Below are 18,676 nucleotides of genomic sequence, written 5' to 3'. Positions count from 1 at the left end.
CGGGGGAACAGCGGGACGGAATGCCACATGCTCTCATACTTCTGTAAGCGCCTGCTGGCTGGCATTCCGACCCTGCTGATCTCCTTTACGCTCGTGTTCTTCATCGCGCATGCGACGCCAGGGTCACCCTGGGATTCGAGCTCAAACCGGCCGCTCGAGCCCGCCGTGAAGGCAAGACTGGACGCCAAGTACCATCTCGATGATCCGCTGTACGTCCAGTACGTCGACTACCTAGCTGGCGCGCTGCGCGGCGACTTCGGCCCGTCGTTCCGGGACCGGACGAAGAGTGTCGCCGATATCGTCGCACAGTTCCTTCCCGTATCGCTGAAGCTCGGCGGCGCCGCGATGTTGCTGGCCGTGCTGCTTGGCCTGCCATTCGGGGCACTGGCGGCGCTGAGCCGGCATCCCGCGGTCGATGGAGCGATCCGGGTCATCAGTACACTCGGGATCTCGATGCCCACCTATGTCGTCACCTCGATCCTGATCGTCGCGTTTGGGGTCGGCCTCGGCTGGGTGCCGACCTTCGGTTGGAAGGGCCTGTTCTCGGCCTCGTCGCTGGTCCCGGTATTCTCGCTGGCGCTCGCCCCTCTCGCGGCAGTGATCCGGTGCTTCCGCACCAGCATGCTCGAAGTCATGAACCTGGACTTCATCAGGACTGCACGTGCGAAAGGCCTGCGGCCGATGACCATCATCGTCCACCACATGGGACGCAACGCCCTGATCCCGGCCGTCACGGTGGTCGGCGCGTATACCTCTTACATCCTGGTGGGGTCGTTCTTCGTGGAATCCATTGCCGGCATACCGGGCTTCGGGCGGTATTTCGTGCTTGCCGTCGCCGCCCGCGATTATCCCGTCATCATCGGCACGACCCTCATCTACGCGCTGTTCGTCATTGTCATCAACTTGATCGTCGACCTGAGCTATTACCTGCTCGATCCGAGGGTCCGCACGGAGCATGCGCGATGAGCACGCTCGATGCCGACTACCGGAACGGCGGCGGTGCCACCCGGCACGCCTGGCACTTGGGACGGCAGATCGTTCACAACCCGGGTTTGACGGCCAGCCTCGCCTTCCTCGTCCTTATAGTCGGGCTGGCCATTCTTGCACCGCTTCTCCCCTACGACGCCTACCGGCAGGACGTGCTGCATCGGAATGAGTTGCCCACGCTGCAGCACTGGCTCGGAACGGACGAGCTCGGTCGCGACGTGCTCGCACGCATCGCGGTTGGGGCGCGCGTGTCGCTGGTCGTTGCTGTCGCCACGACACTCATTGCCATCGCAATCGGCGTGATGGTCGGGACGATCTCCGCCTATCTCGGCGGGGTGACCGACAGCATCGTGATGCGTTTTGTGGACAGCATGTACGCCTTTCCCGAAACGCTCTTCGCCATTCTCATGGCGGCCCTGGTGAAGGGGCAGCTGAGCGGCGAGGCAAACGGATTTCTGGCACCGCTGGTCGAGGCATATCGTCTGTCCGGAGGCATGCTCGGCGTTCTCCTGACCTTGGGCCTCACCGGTTGGCTCACGACCTCGCGCCTTGTCCGTTCCCAAGTCCTGTCGCTCAAGCACGCCGAGTACGTATTGGCGTGCCGGCTCTCCGGTGCGTCGGACTGGTTCATCATCCGCACGCACTTGCTGCCCAACACCATCCCAGTCATCCTGGTCGCGGTCACGCTCGTGGTGCCCAATGCAATTCTGCTGGAGGCCGGTCTCAGCTTCATCGGCATCGGCGTCGATCCCCCGACGCCCAGCTGGGGAACCATGATTGCCACCGGAGCACAGTCCATCCAGTCTTACCCGCATCTCCTTATCTGTCCCGCACTCGCTATTGGGCTGACCCTGCTTTCGCTCAATGTCATAGGCGACGCGCTTCGCGACATATTCGATCCGGCACTAGCCGGAGCACAGAAGGCATGACGATGGTGCTGAAACGCGCGCCGCTGGCGCAGGGAAGCCAAGCGACCATGGCGCAAATCGGGCCATTGCTCCAGGTCCTTGATCTGCACGTCCACTTTGACAATGGCGTGCGGGCGGTCGATGGGGTCGATCTCGACGTGGTCGCGGGTGAGACGCTTGCCGTTGTGGGAGAAAGCGGATGCGGCAAGACGACGCTTGGGCGCGCCATCACTCTCCTGCAGCGACCAACCAAAGGAAGGGTGGTGTTCGCCGGCACCGATCTCACGCGGCTTAGCCAACGCAGGCTGCGCGTCGCTCGGCGGCATCTGCAGATGATCTTCCAGGATCCCTATGCCAGCCTGGATCCACGCCAGCGTGTCGGCGAGATCGTAGGCGAGCCCATGCGCATAGCCGGTGTGAATGCCGCCGCTCGCAGACGGCGAGTCGCCGAACTCCTGGAGATGGTCGGGCTCAGTGGCGAAATGGCCGCGAGGCTGCCAAGAGAATTCAGCGGCGGCCAGCGACAGCGTATCGGAATTGCCCGCGCCCTCGCGGCTGATCCTCGCCTGGTGATCTGTGACGAGCCCTTGAGCTCGCTCGACGTCTCGATCCAGGCGCAGATCGTGAATCTCCTACTGAACCTTCAGGCGGAGCTCCTGCTGACCTACGTCTTCATTTCGCATGACCTTGCGGTGGTGCGACAGATCGCAACGCGTGTCGCGGTGATGTATCTCGGCAGGATCGTGGAATTGGCTGAAACGGATACCTTGTTCCGCTCGCCAGGCCACCCCTACACCGTCGCACTGCTTTCAGCTGTCCCGACCTTGGCCGAGGCTGGCGCCGCGGTCGAACAACCAGTGTTGCTCGCAGGCGATCCGCCTTCCCCGGCCAATGTGCCAAGCGGGTGCCGCTTCCATACCAGGTGCTGGTTGCGCCGGAAGCTCGGCGACCCCGCAATCTGCACGACGGAGGAGCCCGTGCTGGCTGGAGGTCCACAGCAACGGGCCGCCTGTCATTTTTCCGCGGAACTTCGCGCCAGCGGCACGAACGACCACTGCGCCAATTCTAGTGTCACCAGCGGATGAAGACGCAATGGCGGGCGAACCGACAATGACCAAGATCCAGTCCCAACTGCTCGACATCGCGGATCTTCACGTTGAGATCCCAACGGCGCGCGGCATGGTCAAAGCGGTGGATAGCGTGACACTCTCCGTTCGTGCCGGTGAAGCGGTCGGGATTGTGGGAGAGTCTGGCTCCGGCAAATCGATGCTGGCGCTCTCGATCATGCAGCTCGTTCCCCGGCCGGGTCGCATCGCAAGTGGCCGGATTTCCCTAGCTGGACGCGATCTTCTTCAGCTGTCGGAACGGGAGATGCGCCAAGTGCGGGGAAACGAGGTCGGCATGATCTTCCAGGATCCGTCGACTTCGCTGAATCCCGTCTTACGCGTCGGCCGCCAAGTGGCGGAGACGATCGAGGCGCATCACCCGGCCGCCGATTCCTGGCAGCAGTCGGTCGACATGTTGCGCTCCGTCAGCATTCCCGATCCGCAACGACGTGTCCGCGACTACCCGCACCAATACTCAGGCGGGATGCGGCAAAGGGTGATGATCGCAATCGGCATGGCAAACCGTCCGAAGCTCTTGATTGCAGATGAGCCCACCACTGCTCTCGACGTGACGGTTCAGGCACAAATCATGGATCTGCTGCGCAGCATGAATGCCGAAACCGGTACTGCCATTCTTCTGATTTCGCACAATATTGCGCTCGTCTCCCGGTTTTGCTCGCGGGTTCTCGTCATGTATGCCGGCCGCATCGTGGAAGAAGGTCCCACAGCCGAACTCTTCCACCAGCCAAAGCATCCCTACACGCGCGCACTGCTCAGCGCACTGCCGCGCATCGACAGGAAACTGCCCCAGGGGCTGACTACGATCGGCGGCCGACCGCCGGATCTTGCGCGCCTGCCTGCCGGCTGCGCCTTCTTCGATCGATGCCAGGATCGCATCGAGACCTGCCGGACGGAGCGCCCCCCGGCCTTCTCGGTCGGACCCGGCCGGTCGGCGCGCTGCTGGCTCGCGGACGAGGGCAAACCCTCATGCTGAAGGCGCAGCAGGGTAATGTAAAAGGAGAGTCACGGAGCATGTCAGTCACCTCCCAGTCCCATCCAAGTCACGCGATCTACCTCGATGCCACCGCGCCACTGCTGCAGCCCAGGGAGCTCAGTCGACGACTGCCGGCAGTCCAGGCCGGCGGCATCGATGCGCTCCTTACGTCCGCGGGCGCCATTGAGGACTTTCGGACCACAATGGAAGTGATCGGGAAGTGGCTCGAGATCGAAAGAAGCGGCAGCCAGAAGATCCGGATTGCGCGGTCAGTCTCCGACATACGCGCCGCGAAGCGCGCGGGCGAGACTGCAATGGTGCTCCACTTCCAGGGCGCTGACCCGATCGAGGACGAGCTGGATTTCATCAATGTGTTTCACGCCGCAGGTCTGCGGGTTATGCAACTGACATACAATGCTCGCAACCGATTGGGTGACGGGTGCTTCGAGCCGACCGATGCCGGCCTAAGCAAGTTCGGAAAGCAAGTCATCCGTCGCATGGAAGCGCTTCGTGTGGCGGTCGACCTCGCGCATGCAGGCAATCGCACCGCGCTAGAAACAACCGAGGTTGCGACCAGACCTGTGGTCGTCACACACGCCAACGCACGCGCCCTTATGGACACGCCGAGGAACGTCCCGGACGATCTCATCAAGGCGGTCGCCGCCTCAGGCGGGGTCATCGGCATCTGCGCCGTACCGTTCTTCCTCACCAGGGTGGGTCAGCCGACGCTCGAGATGCTTATCGATCATGCCGCCTACGTGGCCGACCTTGTCGGCATCGCTCATGTCGGCCTTGGCTTCGACTTCGCGGAGGAGGATGCCGACGACTACATCTATTATGGCTACGACGAACGCTATGTCCCCATGCCGCCCTGGCAGTTCCCGATCGGCATTTCCAGCCACGCGGAGGCCGGAAACGTCGCCTCCGCTCTCAGGGCACGCGGCTTCTCGGCAAGCGATGTCACGAACGTGCTGGGGGAAAATTTCTTGCGCGTGTTTGCAGAGATCTGGGGTGCCTAGCATCGGTAGCAGGACAGGACGCCATGCACAAACAGCAGCTTCCGGAGCAGAGGGCTGACTCTCCGCAGCTCCAGCTGAAGATCGCCGCGCCTGGCTTTGCCGCGGTGCTGGCCGGCGAGGTGGAAACACCGCCCATCTACCCGGAATCGGCGATCAAGCGTGCAACGCAATGGGTGGCAATGCGCGACGGCGTCCGCCTTGCAACGTATTTGCATCTGCCGCCAAGCACCCCTGCACCCTGCGTTGCCGTTCGCAGCCCCTATGGCCGCAGTCGGTATGAGGCGATCTCGACTGCGCTGTGTCAGCGCGGCTATGTGGTGATCTGTCAGGATGTGCGAGGTACCGGCGACAGCGAACCTGATACCTGGGACTTCTATGTCTACGAGTGGGAGGACAGCTTCGATTTCGTTGAGTGGATAACCCATCAATCCTGGTGCAACGGGTTCATCGGTTCGATGGGCGGCTCATATGACGGTGGCACCCAGTTCTGCATGGCAGCCCATCCGAAGATGACGGCCATTGCGCCAGAGGTGGCCGGCCTCGGGTTGGCGCCCAGCCACGGTGTGCGGTTCCACATGTTTCTCAACGCCTATTCGCGCACAATCGGGAAAGGCAAGGACAAGGTCCCGATCTCCTATGCCGAGATGGAAGCTCGGATGAAAGAGGAGACGCTGGCGACGGGCTACTTCAATGAGCCAATGGACGTGCCGCTGCCTGCAGTCCTGCTTGAGTATTGTCCCGCTCTGATCGACGTACCCGCCCAGGAACGAAAGAGCTGGTTATGGAAGTACTACAATAGTCTCGAGCCGAAGAAACGCGCCGAACTGCTCAAGACCGCCCTGGGCGAGGACAGCATCACGTTCGATAGCACGACTAGGCTCAATGCCCTGTTCGGCCACGACGTCGACCCGGATGCGTTGCTCTATCCGAGATCCAGCGCGCAGCAACTCTGCAGTGCTCTCCGGGCGCCGGCCATGTTTATCACGGGATGGTACGACTGGTGCCTGGGCGACACACTGTTCAGCTGGGAGCAGCTTTGTCAGAACGGTACCGCTGGCGTGCGCACGCAAAGCCGGCTGCTAATCACGCCGAGCGCCCACAATGCGCCTGGGTACCATGAAGGGGAAAGAGACGTCCCTGCCCTTCAGCGGACCCACCGAACGGCCGAGAACCTCGACTTGCTTCATTTCTGGTACAGTGCCGTGCAGGGAGGAACTGTCGGTGAGATTCCGCCCGTGACCTATTACCTGATGGGCGCGAACGAATGGCGCACCTCTTCGACCTGGCCGCCACAGCAATCCCAAGTGCGACAGCTCTATCTTGGGTCGGCCGGAACCCTTGCGTGGAGCCCTGCCGCAGGGCCGAGGGCGTCAGATAGCTACATCTATGACCCAGACGATCCAACCCCGACGATGGGCGGGAGCATTCTGTCTCACGTGCACCGAGCCGGCAGCGTCGACATTGCCGCGGTCCAGCGGCGTTCGGACGTCCTGAGCTACACGACCGCTGTCCTGATCGATGATCTGGACGTCGTGGGTCCGATCAGACTCATTCTCTACGCGAGCTCATCCGCGGTCGAAACCGACTTCTATGGGCGCATCAGCGATGTCTTTCCGGATGGACGGGCAATCCAGCTCCAGAGCGGCGTGCTGCGGACACGCTATCGTGGCGCCGAGCCGGCGGCGCTGCGCCCTGGCGTCGTCTATCGCTTTGAGGTGGATATGTGGGCGACAGCCAACCGGTTTGCCGCCGGCCACCGCCTCCGCCTGGATATTTCCTCCGCCGACTTTCCCAAGTTTCAGCGCAATCGAAATCGCGGGGGATCACCTGGGCCATCGATCAAGCCAACACAAACCATCTTCCGCGGTGGCGAGTATTCGTCACACCTCCTCATACCTGTGATATCGGGATAGTCGAACGATATTGCCGTTGCCGTTTGAAGAGTTCGGCTAAGAGGTCGGCTTGCGCGAGATCTGCCACCGCCAAAGGGCTGGCCGTGATTCAAGCTCGGCACACAATCCGACGCTCCGCAAACCATGCGGTGTGCCCCATATGGATCGGCGCATCCTTAGCGGCATCTTCTGGAGCCTCCGGTCAGGCGCACCTTGGCGCGATCTGCCGCAGGATCCGACGGCTTGCTACAACCGCCTCGTCGGCTGGCGGCGGGCAGCCCTCATGGATTGCGCTGACCGCCGCTCATGACGCGGAAGTGTGCAGATGATCGATACGCCTGTCGTGCGCGCACCCTGGCATGCGACCGAGATGGCTGTCTCGTGCGCTTGACGATCTCTCAAGTCGCGTCCTATTCCGCATGCTTGCCGTCAGGTGTTTCGTTACTCTCGAAGAGGTTTACGATCGCGATCGAGGACTGTTTCGCCAGGGGTACGTTTGGCATACGGTGAAAATCGGTCCATCATCCTTGAGGTCGGACGTGCGGCCGGAGTTGGATGCTTGGATCGAAGAAAATCTCATGACCCGTCGTGCTGTAAAAACTCTGAATGGGAACGAGCGTGAAGCAGCGGAATGATCACGAAGCGTCAAGGTTTACCGCCTCCAATCTCCGGCCCCATCAGAACCAAGTGGTCAAAAATTCCAATATTATCAATTAGATGGAAGCATGAGTAGTCTGCCGCACAACCACCCGACCGGCGACCCTTCGCCCTCGCGCGACGACATCGCGTTGACCCGCGAGGTGCGCAAGGCACTCGATGCCGTCGGCGTCGCCCTGCACGACCACATCATCATCGGGCGCAAAGGCCATTGCTCCCTGCGCTCGCTGCGCGTGATCGATGGCTGGAAGTAGGCCCCGTTCGCGCTAGCCTTGACTGCGCCGTTCCGACCAATCGCGTGGTCAATTCACCTCAGCGCGGCGGAACGCGCACCGGTCTCGCCTGTTGAACCGTTCAGTCAATATCCTTCATGTCCACCAATGCTTATCGAGCATCAGGGCAAGCGGCCGAACATCGATCCCACCGCCCATGTGGCCTCGACGGCGGTGATCTGCGGCGATGTGACGATCGGGCCACGCACGCACGTCTCATTCGGAGCGGTGATCGAGGCGCACGGCGCGCCGGTGCGGATCGGCGCCCAGTGCGTCGTCCGCGAGAACCTCAACATCCGCAGCACAAGCCGGAACGCCGTCGAGATCGGCGACCATGTCCTGATCGGGCCGCAATCTTCGCTCAAGGGCTGCATCGTCGAGGACGAGTGCTTCCTGGCGACGGGAGTTAAGATCTATCAAGGCGCGGTCATTGGGCGGCGCACAGAGGTCCGCATCGATGGCGTGGTCCACGTGCGCAGCGTCCTGCCGCCGAACTCGCTTGTCCCGATCAAATGGGTGGCGGTCGGCGATCCCGCCCAGCTGTTCCCGCCCGACAAGCACGAGGACATCGACGTGATCCTCGCTAGGATGAACTTCGCCGAAGAAGTCTACGGCCTGGAGCGCCAAGCCGGCAGCGGCGTGGACATGGACATGAACGAGGTCACCCGGCGCGTGACGAGCGAGCTCGCCGATCATCGCGACGACCGGGAGGTGTAGCACGCGCGGCTCCCGTCGCGCCGCTTGCGAGCGATCAGACGATCGAGGAGAGGAGTCCGGACATGCGCCCGGCGACCCGGCAACGACTTCGCCTGTCTGGCGGCACGGAGTTGTCCTTCATCACGGCAGGTGAGGCGTCCAAACCCGCCGTGCTGCTCGTGCATGGATTTCCGAGCTCCGCGCGAACGTTTCGGAAGGTCGTGCCCGAGCTGTCGCAGGCCGCGTACGTGATTGCGCCCGATCTGCCTGGCTTTGGCGAGTCGGACGTCCTGCCGGAGGTCTCGTTCCCTGCCTTCGGTCAGGCGATCTCGGAGCTGCTGGACCAGCTCGCGATCGGCCCGCGCTATATCTACCTTCATGACTTCGGGGCTCCAGTGGGTTTCCATATCGCCATGCAGGCGCCAGAGCGCGTTTTGGGCCTGATCGTCCAGAACGCCAACGCTCATCCAACGGGGTTCGGGCCGCAATGGGCCGGGACGCTGGCCTACTGGTGGCAGCCGAACCCGGAAAACGAGGCGGCGGCGACTGCGCATCTGACATTCGAGGGCACGCGCGACCAGTATCTCGCCGGTGTCCCGCCGGACGTGGCCGCGCGGATCCCGGCCGAAAGCTGGGAGGAGGACTGGCGGGTGATGTGCTTGCCGGGCCGGATCGACACGCAGCGTACGCTCATCGCGGACTATGCGAACTACGTTGCCCGGTTCGATGCCATCGCCGAATATCTCGCGCGCTGGCAGCCGCCTTCCCTGATGCTCTGGGGAAGGCACGATGCATTCTTCGATCTCGCCGAGATCCTGTCGTGGATGCGGGCTCTGCCCAGGATGGAAGCCCACGTTTTTGACGCCGGCCACCTCCTGCTCGAGACGCACGCGGGCGCGGCCGTGTCGCTCATGCTCGATTTCATCAGGCATACCCAACGTGAAAGCGAACAAACGGGAGTCTCCCCCGCGGATTCGTCCGATCACGCTAGCGGTCATGTGCTCCGACCGTAGCGTCGCCGCCGTGCCCGATCTCCGGTACCGCGAAGTGAACGGCGTCCGCCTCGCCTACGACGACGTGGGCGAAGGCCCGGCGATAGTGTTCATCCATGGATTCATGCTCGACCGCGCGCTGTGGCGCAGCCACGTCGCGGCGCTCGAAGGCTGGCGACGGATCGCGCCTGACCTTCGCGGCGCAGGCCTGAGCACAGCACCTGAGCGCGGCTACAGCATGGCGACCTACGCTGACGACCTCGCGGCCTTGCTCGACGCTTTGGGTGTCGGGCGGACGGTAGTCTGTGCGCTGAGCATGGGTGGCTACATCGCCTTCGAGTTCCTCCGTCGGCATCGTGAGCGCGTGGCGGGACTTGTCATCATGGATGCGCGTGCGGAGGCGGGACTCTCCGGAGCGACGGGCGAGGCGCAACGTCATGATCGCTCGCGCGCTGGACGGCGGTTCAAATGCGCTTGCGGACGAACTCGCGGCAAAGTTCCTGGCCGAAAGCGCGCCGGATGAGGTGAGGAAGCAGCTTCGAGAGATGATGGAGCGCACGCCCCGAAACGGGATCGTTGGAGCGCTGGAGGCCATGCGCGACCGGCCCGACAGCGCGCCGGTACTGCGGACGCTCGCGAGTGTGCCGACACTGCTTCTCATCGGGGAATGTGACGCGCGGACGCCTCGCGCCTCGATGCAGGCGATGGCCGACCAGATACCCGGCGCAAGGTTCGAGATAGTTCCTGACGCGGGTCATGTCGCGCCTTTTGAGAACCCTGCGGCCGTCATTTTTAGGCTCCGCCAATTTCTCGATGAGCTTAGCTTCTGATCCCTGCGGACCGACCAAGACCTTCAAGAGCCGAGGCTAAGCCCATAGCGAAAGATGGCGCTATCTCCTATGCTGACCGCCTTCGATTGAACCACCTGGAATGATCATGTCCGAACGCATGCCAGTTTTGTTCGTCTCGCACGGCGCGCCGACTTTGCCGTTCGACGATGTGCCGGCGCGGCGTTTCCTGATCGAACTTGCGCGCAAGGTGCCGCGGCCGAAAGCGATCCTCTGCGTGTCCGCGCATTGGGAAGCACCGGTGCCGAGCCTGACCGCAGCGCCGCAGCTCGGCACGATCCACGACTTCTCCGGCTTCCCGAAGGCGCTCTATGAGCTGAGCTATGACGCGCCAGGCGCGCCGGACGTGGCGCAGCGTGCGGCCGAACTCCTGCGTGCCGCGGGTTATGATCCACGCCTTGATACGGAGCGCGGCCGCGATCATGGCGTTTGGGTGCCGACGATGCTGGCGTGGCCAGCCGGCGAGATCCCGCTGATCCAGATGTCGCTGCTGCGCGGCAAGTCCACGCGCGAGCATATCGCGCTCGGCGAAGCCATCGCGCCGCTGCGTGATGAAGGCGTGCTGATCCTGGGATCCGGCGGCTCGGTCCATAACCTGCGGCAGGTCTCGTGGGATGGCGGCCGCACGCCACGCTGGGCATCTGAGTTCCAGGACTGGCTCGACAAGTCCCTAGCCGCGAACGATCTCGCCGCGCTTGCCAACTATCGCAGCCTCGACGTCGCCGCGATGGCGCAGCCGACCGAGGATCATTTGATGCCGCTCTACGTCGCGCTCGGCGCCAGCCACAAAGACGGCGGCGCGACCAAGCTGCACGGCAGCTTCACCCTCGGCAGCCTCGGCATGGCGAGCTATGGGTGGGGGATGTAGGCCCGTCCATTCCGGTCCGCGAAAGACCGCGTCGCGGCGAGTGGCACGGACTTTGGGTTGCGGCCGCGCTTCTCAACACCCACATGCACAGGCGACCGTCGCTTTTCAACAGGTGCATGATGGGTAGCCGCATCGTCAAACGTCGCCGTTTATTGCAGTTGTTCACCCTTGGATCGCTCGCATTTTCGGCCGCTATGCTGGCGGCGTGTAACGGACACCCGACTTCGATACGGAGGCCTAACCGGCCCTTTCCGGTAGGAAACAGGAGTGGCGGCGGGGGCGGCCGGAACTGAAAACCGGTCGGCGCACGCGCCGGCTCTTGCCTGGAAACCCGATGTGTCGATCAGGACCTGGGTGACGGCGACGCCGTGCTCTTCAGCAGATCCTGCAATTCGCCGGTAGACCATCTCGCGCACGATGATACACAGTGCCGACCCTGGCAAAGACCGCGTTGCACCAATGGTATCGCACCCGTGCACGTTGCAGCTTACCACCCACTTCACAGTGATATCGCCGCTTTCAACAGGTGTGTGATGGATCAGCAGACATTCGAACGCCGCCGGCTCTTGCAGATGGTGTCTCTGGGATCGCTCGTGTTTCCGGCCCTTGCACTTGCCGCTTGCGCCAGCAATCCGGACGCCTACCGACGGCAGCGTCGGTGGTGGCAACATGGCGGCGGAGGAAACGATCGCGGCGACAAAGGCGGCGCAAACCGCTGAAAGAGGAAGGGCCGGCGCATGCGCCCGGCCCTTGCCTCGAAACCCGGTACGCCGATCAGGCCGCTTGGGTGACGGCGACGCCCTTGCTCTTCAGCAGCTCCTGCAGCTCGCCGCTCTGGAACATCTCGCGGATGATATCGCAGCCGCCGACGAACTCGCCCTTCACATAGAGCTGCGGGATGGTCGGCCAGCTGGCGAAGTCCTTGATGCCCTGGCGCAGGCCCGGGTCGGCCAGCACGTCGATGCCCTTGAACTTCACGCCGATGTGCGAGAGCACCTGAACCACCGTCGCGGAGAAACCGCACTGCGGAAAGACCGGCGTGCCCTTCATGTAGAGCACCACGTCGTTGCTGGTGATATCGTCACGGATGCGGTCGAAGACCGGATTATCGCTCATTCTCATCTCCTGCGGCGAAGCTCGCCGAATTCCTTAACCCCGCATATGAGGGCAAATCGCGGCCCTGTCAATCGCGCGCCTTGCCGCCTCGCCCTTTGGTTAACTCCAAGACCACAAGTTCGTTGCGGTTAACCCGCTTTGGGCGCCGAGGTCTGGAGTGCCAGAGCGTGGAGCTGGTCGCCCATCCGCCCGCGCAGGGCCTCGTAGACCATCTGGTGCTGCTGGACGCGAGTCTTTCCCGCAAAAGCCGCCGAAACGACCTGGGCGGCATAGTGATCGCCGTCGCCGCGCAGATCCTCGATCTTCACCTCGGCATCCGGCAGCGCCTCCTTGATCAGACGCGCGATCTCGCTTGCTTCCATTGCCATGATCAGCTCCCCGCGCTCATCAGATCCGGGAAAAACGCCTCGTGCGCGCCCTTGAGATCCGCGACCGATATGGTGCCGTTGTCGACCAGCGTCAACGAGGCGCTGCCCGTTTCGCCCAGCACCGTCACCGGCACACCGGCCTTCTTGGCTTCATTGAGGAATCGATCGGCGTCGCCCATGGTGACAGTCGCGACGTAGCGCGCCTGGTCCTCGCCGAACCAGAAGGCGTGCGCGGGCATCGAGAGCTTCTCAGGAGCGCGCAGGGTAGCGCCCAGATCGCCGGCCATCGCCATCTCCGCGATCGCGACTAGCAGGCCGCCATCGGAGCAATCATGACAGGCCGTCACATTGCCCGCCAGAATTTGCGTACGGATGAAGTCGCCGTTGCGTTTTTCTGCGGCAAGGTCGATCGGTGGCGGTGCGCCCTCCTCCCGTCCATGCAACTCGCGCAGGTAGATCGACTGGCCCACGTGACCCGTTGTCTCGCCGACCAGCAGAATAACTTCGCCGGGCTGACGAAAGGCGATCAGCGCCGACTTGGCCGCGTCGGCGATGACGCCAACACCGCCGATGACGGGCGTCGGCAGGATGCCCTTGCCGTTGGTCTCATTGTAGAGTGAGACGTTGCCGGAGATGACGGGATAGTCAAGCGCCCTGCAGGCCTCCGCCATGCCTTCGATGCAACCGACAAACTGACCCATGATCTCCGGCCGCTGCGGATTGCCGAAGTTCATGTTGTCGGTGATGGCCAGCGGTGTCGCACCGACCGCCGTCAGGTTGCGCCAGGTCTCCGCCACCGCCTGGGCGCCGCCGCGCTTCGGGTCGGCGAAGCAGTAGCGCGGCGTGCAGTCGGAGGTGATCGCGAGGGCTTTGCCATTCGCATCAGGCAAGCGCACGACGGCAGCGTCGCCGCCCGGGCGCTGCATAGTATTGCCCATGATCAGGTGATCGTACTGCTCCCACACCCAGCGGCGCGAAGAAAGATCCGCCGAGCCCACCAGCGTGCGCAGCGCCGCGAGCAAATCGGACGGCGCCGGCACCGATGCGGGATCGATATCCTCCTGCGGCTTGGTCGGAACATAGGGGCGCTGATAGACCGGCGACTTCTCCACCAAAGGCGCCACCGGCATGTCGGCTTCGACCTTGCCATTCTTCTTCAGCACCAGGTGGCCGGTATCCGTCAGGCGGCCGATCTCGGCGAAGTCCAGCTCCCACTTCTCGAAGATGGCGCGCGCCTTGTCCATCGCCTCCGGCTTCAGGATCATCAGCATGCGCTCCTGGGATTCGGAGAGCATGATCTCGTAGGCGGTCATGTGCGTCTCGCGCACCGGTACCTTGTCGAGATCGAGCTCGATGCCGAGCCCGCCCTTGGACGACATCTCGACCGAAGACGAGGTGAGGCCTGCTGCGCCCATGTCCTGGATCGCAACGATCGCGTCGGTCGCCATCAATTCGAGGCAGGCTTCCAGCAGCAGCTTCTCGGTGAATGGGTCACCGACCTGTACGGTCGGGCGCTTCTCCTCCGAATCCTCGGTAAACTCGGCGGAGGCCATGGTCGCACCGTGGATGCCGTCGCGCCCGGTCTTGGCGCCGACATAGATGACGGGATTCCCGACGCCCGCCGCTGCCGAATAGAAGATCTTGTCGGCGGGCGCGAGACCCACGGTCATCGCATTCACCAGGATGTTGCCGTTGTAGCTGGCGTGGAAATTCACCTCGCCCGCCACCGTCGGCACGCCCATGCAGTTGCCGTAGCCACCGATGCCCGCAACCACACCCGCGATCAGATGCCGCGTCTTCGGATCATCCGGCTCGCCGAAACGCAGCGCGTTCACGTTGGCAATCGGCCGCGCGCCCATGGTGAAGACGTCGCGCATGATGCCGCCGACGCCGGTGGCGGCGCCCTGATACGGCTCGATGAAGCTCGGGTGGTTGTGGCTTTCCATCTTGAAGATGGCGGCCTGGCCGTCGCCGATGTCGATGACGCCGGCATTCTCGCCCGGGCCCTGGATCACCCAGGGCGCCTTGGTCGGCAGCTTCTTCAGATGCACGCGCGAGGATTTGTAGGAGCAATGCTCGCTCCACATGACGGAGAAGATGCCGAGCTCCGTTATCGTGGGCTCGCGGCCCATGATCTCCAGCACCAGCTGGTATTCCTCGCCAGTGAGGCCGTGGTCTGCGATGATGTTGGGTGTGATCTTGGCGGTCGCAGTGGTCACGACAGCGCCTCCACCATGCTCTTGAACAGAGGGATGCCATCAGTCGAGCCCTGCAGCGGCTCGATCGCGTTCTCCGGATGCGGCATCAGGCCGAGCACATTCTTGGTCCGATTAAAGATGCCGGCGATATAGCGCGCTGAGCCGTTTGGATTGTGCTCGTCGCCGAACTCGCCGTCGGGACTGCAATAACGGAAGGCCACTTGCCCGTTGGCCTCGAGCTCATCCAATGTCCGCTCGTCGGCAAAGTAGTTGCCGTCGTGATGTGCGACCGGGATGCTGAGCACCTGGCCCTGCTCGTACTGGCTGGTGAACAGCGACTGCGAGGTCTCGACCTTCAGCCGGACATTCTTGCAGACGAACTTGAGACTGGCATTGCGCAGCAGCACGCCCGGCAGCAGCCCCGCCTCCGTGATGATCTGGAACCCGTTGCACACGCCGATGACCGCCATGCCCTTGTCGGCACGCGCCTTCACCTCGCGTAGAATCGGCGAATGCGCGGCGATGGCACCGCAACGCAGGTAGTCACCGTAGGAGAAACCGCCCGGCACCAGGACGAGATCGACATCCGGCAGCTCGGTATCGCGGTGCCAGACCATGAGCGGCTTCTTGCCCATCGCCTGGGTCAGAGCCGCTTCGGCATCCCGCTCCCGGTTGGAGCCAGGGAAGACGACAATGGCAGCTTTCATGAGTATCCCCGTCAGTCGACGAGATCGATTGCGTAATTCTCGATCACGGTGTTTGCCAGCAGCTTGGCGCACATCTGATCGACCTGCTGCTTGGCCTTGGCCTTGTCGCGCTCATTGAGGTCGATCTCGATATACTTGCCCTGGCGCACGTCATTGACACCGCCAAACCCCAAGGTGCCGAGCGCGTGGGCGATCGCGCGGCCTTGCGGGTCCAGCACGCCGGATTTCAAGGTGATGTGAACGCGCGCCTTCATGTCTTGTCTGTCTCCTGATCCAAGTCACTGCATGGTCGAGGGACCCTTCATGTCCCTCGGTCCGCCTTCGGGGAAGATGCCGAGCCGCCGCGCCACTTCCTGATACGCTTCCTCGACATTGCCGAGGTCGCGGCGGAAGCGGTCCTTGTCCAGCTTCTCGTTGGTCTTCACATCCCACAGGCGGCAATTGTCCGGGCTGATCTCGTCCGCCAGCACGATCCGCATCTCGTCATTCTCGTACAGCCGGCCGAACTCCAGCTTGAAATCGACCAGCTTGAGGCCGACGCCCAGGAAGAGCCCCAGCAGGAAATCATTTATGCGCAGGGCCAGCGACAGCATCTCGTCGATGTCCTGCGGCGTCGCCCAGCCGAAGGCCGTGATGTGCTCTTCCGAGACCATCGGGTCGCCGAGCTCATCCGACTTGTAATAGTACTCGATGATCGAGCGCGGCAGCTGCGTCCCTTCCGGGATGCCGAAGCGTTTGGCGAGCGAGCCGGCCACGATGTTGCGCACCACGACCTCGAGCGGGATGATCTCCACCTCGCGCACCAGCTGCTCGCGCATGTTGAGGCGGCGTACGAAATGCGTCGGCACGCCGATCTCGCCCAGCTTCACCATCAGGTATTCGGAGATGCGGTTGTTGAGGACGCCCTTCCCAGTGATCGTCCCCTTCTTCTGATTGTTGAACGCCGTCGCATCGTCCTTGAAATACTGGACCAGGGTCCCTGGCTCCGGACCTTCAAACAAGACCTTCGCCTTGCCTTCGTAAATGCGCCGGCGACGGGTCATCCGGGGCTCTCCAATTCTGAAAAAGGGGGCCAACCAAGGGGGCCGAGGTCGGAATCGGCATCCTTCTAGCAGGGGACCCCTCGAAACTCAATCAATCTCGCAGGTGCAGCGCGACTCGCCGAGACGGAAATTTTGCTTGTGAATCAGCCGCTTGACCCGACAATGAGGATCGAGAGTTCGGCCAAAAACAACAACCCACCTATGATCAGAATGAGGAGCGGCCCGAGGAGGCCGAGCCACCGGGTCGCGGTGCTGCGGCTCGCCAGCCGGAGCGAAACCTGGTGATGCACCAGCATGCTGACCAGGCCCAGCCCGGCCAGGGTGAGCGCCATGCCGAGGGCGATCGCCAGCACCATCACCAGCCCGCTGCCCAGGATCCCGTTCGCGAAGGCGAAGGTCAGGATCAGGATGGCGCCGGAGCACGGCACGAAGCCTGCCGCCACTGCCAGGAGGCGTCGATGCCCTACCCCACCGCCGTGATGATGGTGATCATGGTCGTGGTGATGATGGTCGCCGGTGCCGCGCACGCGCCGCCACGCCGCTGCCAGCATCCAGCCGCCGATCAGCGCGATGGCGCCGAAGCTGACAAGGCGAATCCAGTGATTCTGCTCGATCGGCGATATCAGGGTGCGCGCGAGGATCCAGTGCGCGACGAGCGCGACCACGACGGCGCCCATGACGTGGCTGACTGCAATCCAGCTCGCCATCCCGATGCCATGCATGGGTCGCGCGCGATTGCCCAGGAAGTAGCCAACCACTACGGTCTTGCCGTGACCGACGGCCAGCGTGTGAAAGATGCCGTAGAGAAAGGCGGCGAGGACGCCGGCCAAAAGCGCAGTCGAACCATCGCCGCGGCGGATCGCGCCCAGCTGCTTGTTGAGCTGACGGCTGAACTGGCTTTCCGTGCGAACGACGAAGCCGGCGGCCTGGCGCCACAGCGACGGCGATGCGGCAGGCTCAGCCGGCTCGGCGGCATCGCTGCTCGGCGGCGGGAACAATGGTGCGGCCTGCTGAGCGTGAACAATCAGGGGCCACGAGAGCAGAAGCACGACCAGCGCAACCAGCGGCAGTACGCGCCGCTTCATTGGCGACATTGGAGTGAAATCTCCTGCGGGATGATGACACCGCCGAAATAGGCGCTCTCCGTATCATCGCGCACCATGGTGCTGCATGGAACGCCATCGGCATTTTCGAGAAGCACCGGGTCCTGCTGGGCGAGATCCACCTGTACGTAGTATTCGCGATCATAGATCTCTGCCGCCACCGCAGCGGTGCGCGGATCGACGGGTTGAGGCAGCGGCACTTTCATCTGGAACGTCACCATGCGTGCGTCATCCGCGCTCGCGATGAAATCGGTCGGTTTGATCGGATCGAGCTGCTTGCCGTCGATCCAGATGTAGGTGAAGTAGTTGAACATCTGCAGGTTGGGCAGAACGCCTTCTCCGACAGCTCCGCTTTCCAGCTTGTCAAACGTTCCGTCGCCATCGGCATCGAACTGGCCGAGCAGAGAATCGCTGAAGATCTCGTCGAACACCCAGTGGAGGCGCAGCGCAGTAACCTTCCCGCCGTCGAACACGAACGTGACCCTGTTGTCGATGAACACGTGCGGATGCGCCGCCGCCGGTTGGGCGGCGACCAGGCAGGATAGAGCAAGCGTGATAGCGGCAAATCGCCGGATCAATTCGTCCCGTCCGCAGTCACGACGAAGCTGCAGCCGCAGACCGGGCAGCCGACCTGCTCGGTCGTACCGGACGGCAACTGACCGTTGGCGATGCGCTGTGCGAGGCTCTGGCGCGCAGCGGCAATGAGGCCGGTATGATTCTCCGCCTGCTTGACCGGCGCAGCACGGCAGGCCTCGAGAAAGGCCGCTTCCTGATCCGGCGTCATCTCTTCGAGATACCAAGCGAAAGCACGGCTCGAGAGCAGGCCAAAGCCGGCGGCACCGGCCACCAGTCCGAGCAGCACTTCCCGGCGAGCATTCATCTCTCAGCTCCGCGTCTGAATG

19 protein-coding genes and 2 pseudogenes are annotated in these 18,676 nt (G+C 63.1%); 12 read left to right on the top strand and 9 right to left on the bottom strand.

The window, feature by feature from the left end:
* Positions 1–27 precede the first annotated feature (27 nt).
* From DTX69_RS14775 to DTX69_RS14715, 12 genes and pseudogenes are all read left to right on the top strand, one after another.
* Entirely contained in the window at positions 28–966 is a 939-nt protein-coding gene (locus DTX69_RS14775; protein WP_119302298.1) for an ABC transporter permease, read from the top strand.
* Positions 963–1,916, top strand: a complete 954-nt coding sequence (locus DTX69_RS14770) for an ABC transporter permease (protein ID WP_119302297.1) — start codon at positions 963–965, stop codon at positions 1,914–1,916. Before DTX69_RS14775 ends, DTX69_RS14770 begins: the two co-directional genes overlap by 4 nt.
* Complete coding sequence (locus DTX69_RS14765) at positions 1,913–2,980, top strand: oligopeptide/dipeptide ABC transporter ATP-binding protein (RefSeq protein WP_322090891.1); 1,068 nt, start codon at positions 1,913–1,915, stop codon at positions 2,978–2,980. The genes DTX69_RS14770 and DTX69_RS14765 overlap by 4 nt, the downstream gene beginning before the upstream one ends.
* 25 nt (positions 2,981–3,005) lie before the next feature.
* Complete coding sequence (locus DTX69_RS14760; protein WP_284735777.1) at positions 3,006–3,995, top strand: ABC transporter ATP-binding protein; 990 nt, start codon at positions 3,006–3,008, stop codon at positions 3,993–3,995.
* Positions 3,996–4,033: 38 nt separating this feature from the next.
* Positions 4,034–5,014: a dipeptidase gene (locus DTX69_RS14755; protein WP_119302295.1), complete on the top strand. Its 981-nt coding sequence runs from the start codon at positions 4,034–4,036 to the stop codon at positions 5,012–5,014.
* 23 nt (positions 5,015–5,037) lie between these two features.
* Positions 5,038–6,927, top strand: a complete 1,890-nt coding sequence (locus DTX69_RS14750; RefSeq protein WP_119302294.1) for a CocE/NonD family hydrolase — start codon at positions 5,038–5,040, stop codon at positions 6,925–6,927.
* A gap of 58 nt (positions 6,928–6,985) precedes the next feature.
* Positions 6,986–7,258 (top strand): annotated as a pseudogene (locus DTX69_RS30995) (transposase); the annotation flags it as partial.
* A gap of 373 nt (positions 7,259–7,631) precedes the next feature.
* On the top strand, positions 7,632–7,817 hold the full coding sequence (locus tag DTX69_RS14740; RefSeq protein WP_119302292.1) for a JAB domain-containing protein: 186 nt from the start codon (positions 7,632–7,634) through the stop codon (positions 7,815–7,817).
* Between the two features lie 126 nt (positions 7,818–7,943).
* Positions 7,944–8,552 carry a gamma carbonic anhydrase family protein gene (locus DTX69_RS14735; RefSeq protein WP_119302291.1) on the top strand — a complete coding sequence of 203 codons (609 nt, stop codon included), beginning with the start codon at positions 7,944–7,946 and terminating at the stop codon, positions 8,550–8,552.
* A gap of 62 nt (positions 8,553–8,614) precedes the next feature.
* Positions 8,615–9,544, top strand: a complete 930-nt coding sequence (locus DTX69_RS14730) for an alpha/beta fold hydrolase (RefSeq protein WP_119302290.1) — start codon at positions 8,615–8,617, stop codon at positions 9,542–9,544.
* A pseudogene (locus DTX69_RS30990) lies at positions 9,528–10,337 on the top strand (alpha/beta fold hydrolase); the annotation flags it as partial. The gene DTX69_RS14730 and the pseudogene DTX69_RS30990, both read left to right, overlap by 17 nt.
* Positions 10,338–10,459: 122 nt before the next feature.
* Complete coding sequence (locus tag DTX69_RS14715) at positions 10,460–11,239, top strand: DODA-type extradiol aromatic ring-opening family dioxygenase (RefSeq protein ID WP_119302359.1); 780 nt, start codon at positions 10,460–10,462, stop codon at positions 11,237–11,239.
* 774 nt (positions 11,240–12,013) lie between these two features.
* On the opposite strand, the gene grxD is transcribed toward DTX69_RS14715, so the two are convergent.
* The 9 genes from grxD to DTX69_RS30145 form a co-directional block, all read right to left on the bottom strand.
* Positions 12,014–12,355 carry a Grx4 family monothiol glutaredoxin gene (grxD, locus tag DTX69_RS14705; protein WP_119302286.1) on the bottom strand — a complete coding sequence of 114 codons (342 nt, stop codon included), beginning with the start codon at positions 12,353–12,355 and terminating at the stop codon, positions 12,014–12,016.
* Positions 12,356–12,483: 128 nt separating this feature from the next.
* Entirely contained in the window at positions 12,484–12,723 is a 240-nt protein-coding gene (locus DTX69_RS14700; RefSeq protein ID WP_119302285.1) for a BolA family protein, read from the bottom strand.
* A 2-nt stretch (positions 12,724–12,725) separates the two neighbouring features.
* On the bottom strand, positions 12,726–14,942 hold the full coding sequence (gene purL / locus DTX69_RS14695; RefSeq protein WP_284735775.1) for a phosphoribosylformylglycinamidine synthase subunit PurL: 2,217 nt from the start codon (positions 14,940–14,942) through the stop codon (positions 12,726–12,728).
* Complete coding sequence (purQ, locus tag DTX69_RS14690) at positions 14,939–15,628, bottom strand: phosphoribosylformylglycinamidine synthase subunit PurQ (RefSeq protein ID WP_119302284.1); 690 nt, start codon at positions 15,626–15,628, stop codon at positions 14,939–14,941. The genes purL and purQ overlap by 4 nt, the downstream gene beginning before the upstream one ends.
* A gap of 11 nt (positions 15,629–15,639) precedes the next feature.
* Positions 15,640–15,882: a phosphoribosylformylglycinamidine synthase subunit PurS gene (gene purS, locus DTX69_RS14685; protein ID WP_119284570.1), complete on the bottom strand. Its 243-nt coding sequence runs from the start codon at positions 15,880–15,882 to the stop codon at positions 15,640–15,642.
* A gap of 24 nt (positions 15,883–15,906) precedes the next feature.
* Entirely contained in the window at positions 15,907–16,671 is a 765-nt protein-coding gene (gene purC / locus DTX69_RS14680) for a phosphoribosylaminoimidazolesuccinocarboxamide synthase (RefSeq protein ID WP_119302283.1), read from the bottom strand.
* 143 nt (positions 16,672–16,814) lie between these two features.
* Complete coding sequence (locus DTX69_RS14675; RefSeq protein WP_119302282.1) at positions 16,815–17,765, bottom strand: nickel/cobalt transporter; 951 nt, start codon at positions 17,763–17,765, stop codon at positions 16,815–16,817.
* Entirely contained in the window at positions 17,753–18,352 is a 600-nt protein-coding gene (locus DTX69_RS14670; RefSeq protein WP_162917185.1) for a DUF1007 family protein, read from the bottom strand. The genes DTX69_RS14675 and DTX69_RS14670 overlap by 13 nt, the downstream gene beginning before the upstream one ends.
* Entirely contained in the window at positions 18,349–18,654 is a 306-nt protein-coding gene (locus DTX69_RS30145) for a hypothetical protein (protein WP_162917184.1), read from the bottom strand. The genes DTX69_RS14670 and DTX69_RS30145 overlap by 4 nt, the downstream gene beginning before the upstream one ends.
* Positions 18,655–18,676 lie beyond the last annotated feature (22 nt).

Source organism: Dongia deserti (assembly GCF_003574735.1).
In the GTDB taxonomy this organism is placed as follows: Bacteria; Pseudomonadota; Alphaproteobacteria; order Dongiales; family Dongiaceae; genus Dongia_A; species Dongia_A deserti.
Note: the sequence above shows the minus strand (reverse complement) of the source record. Positions and strands in the feature narration are given on the sequence as shown.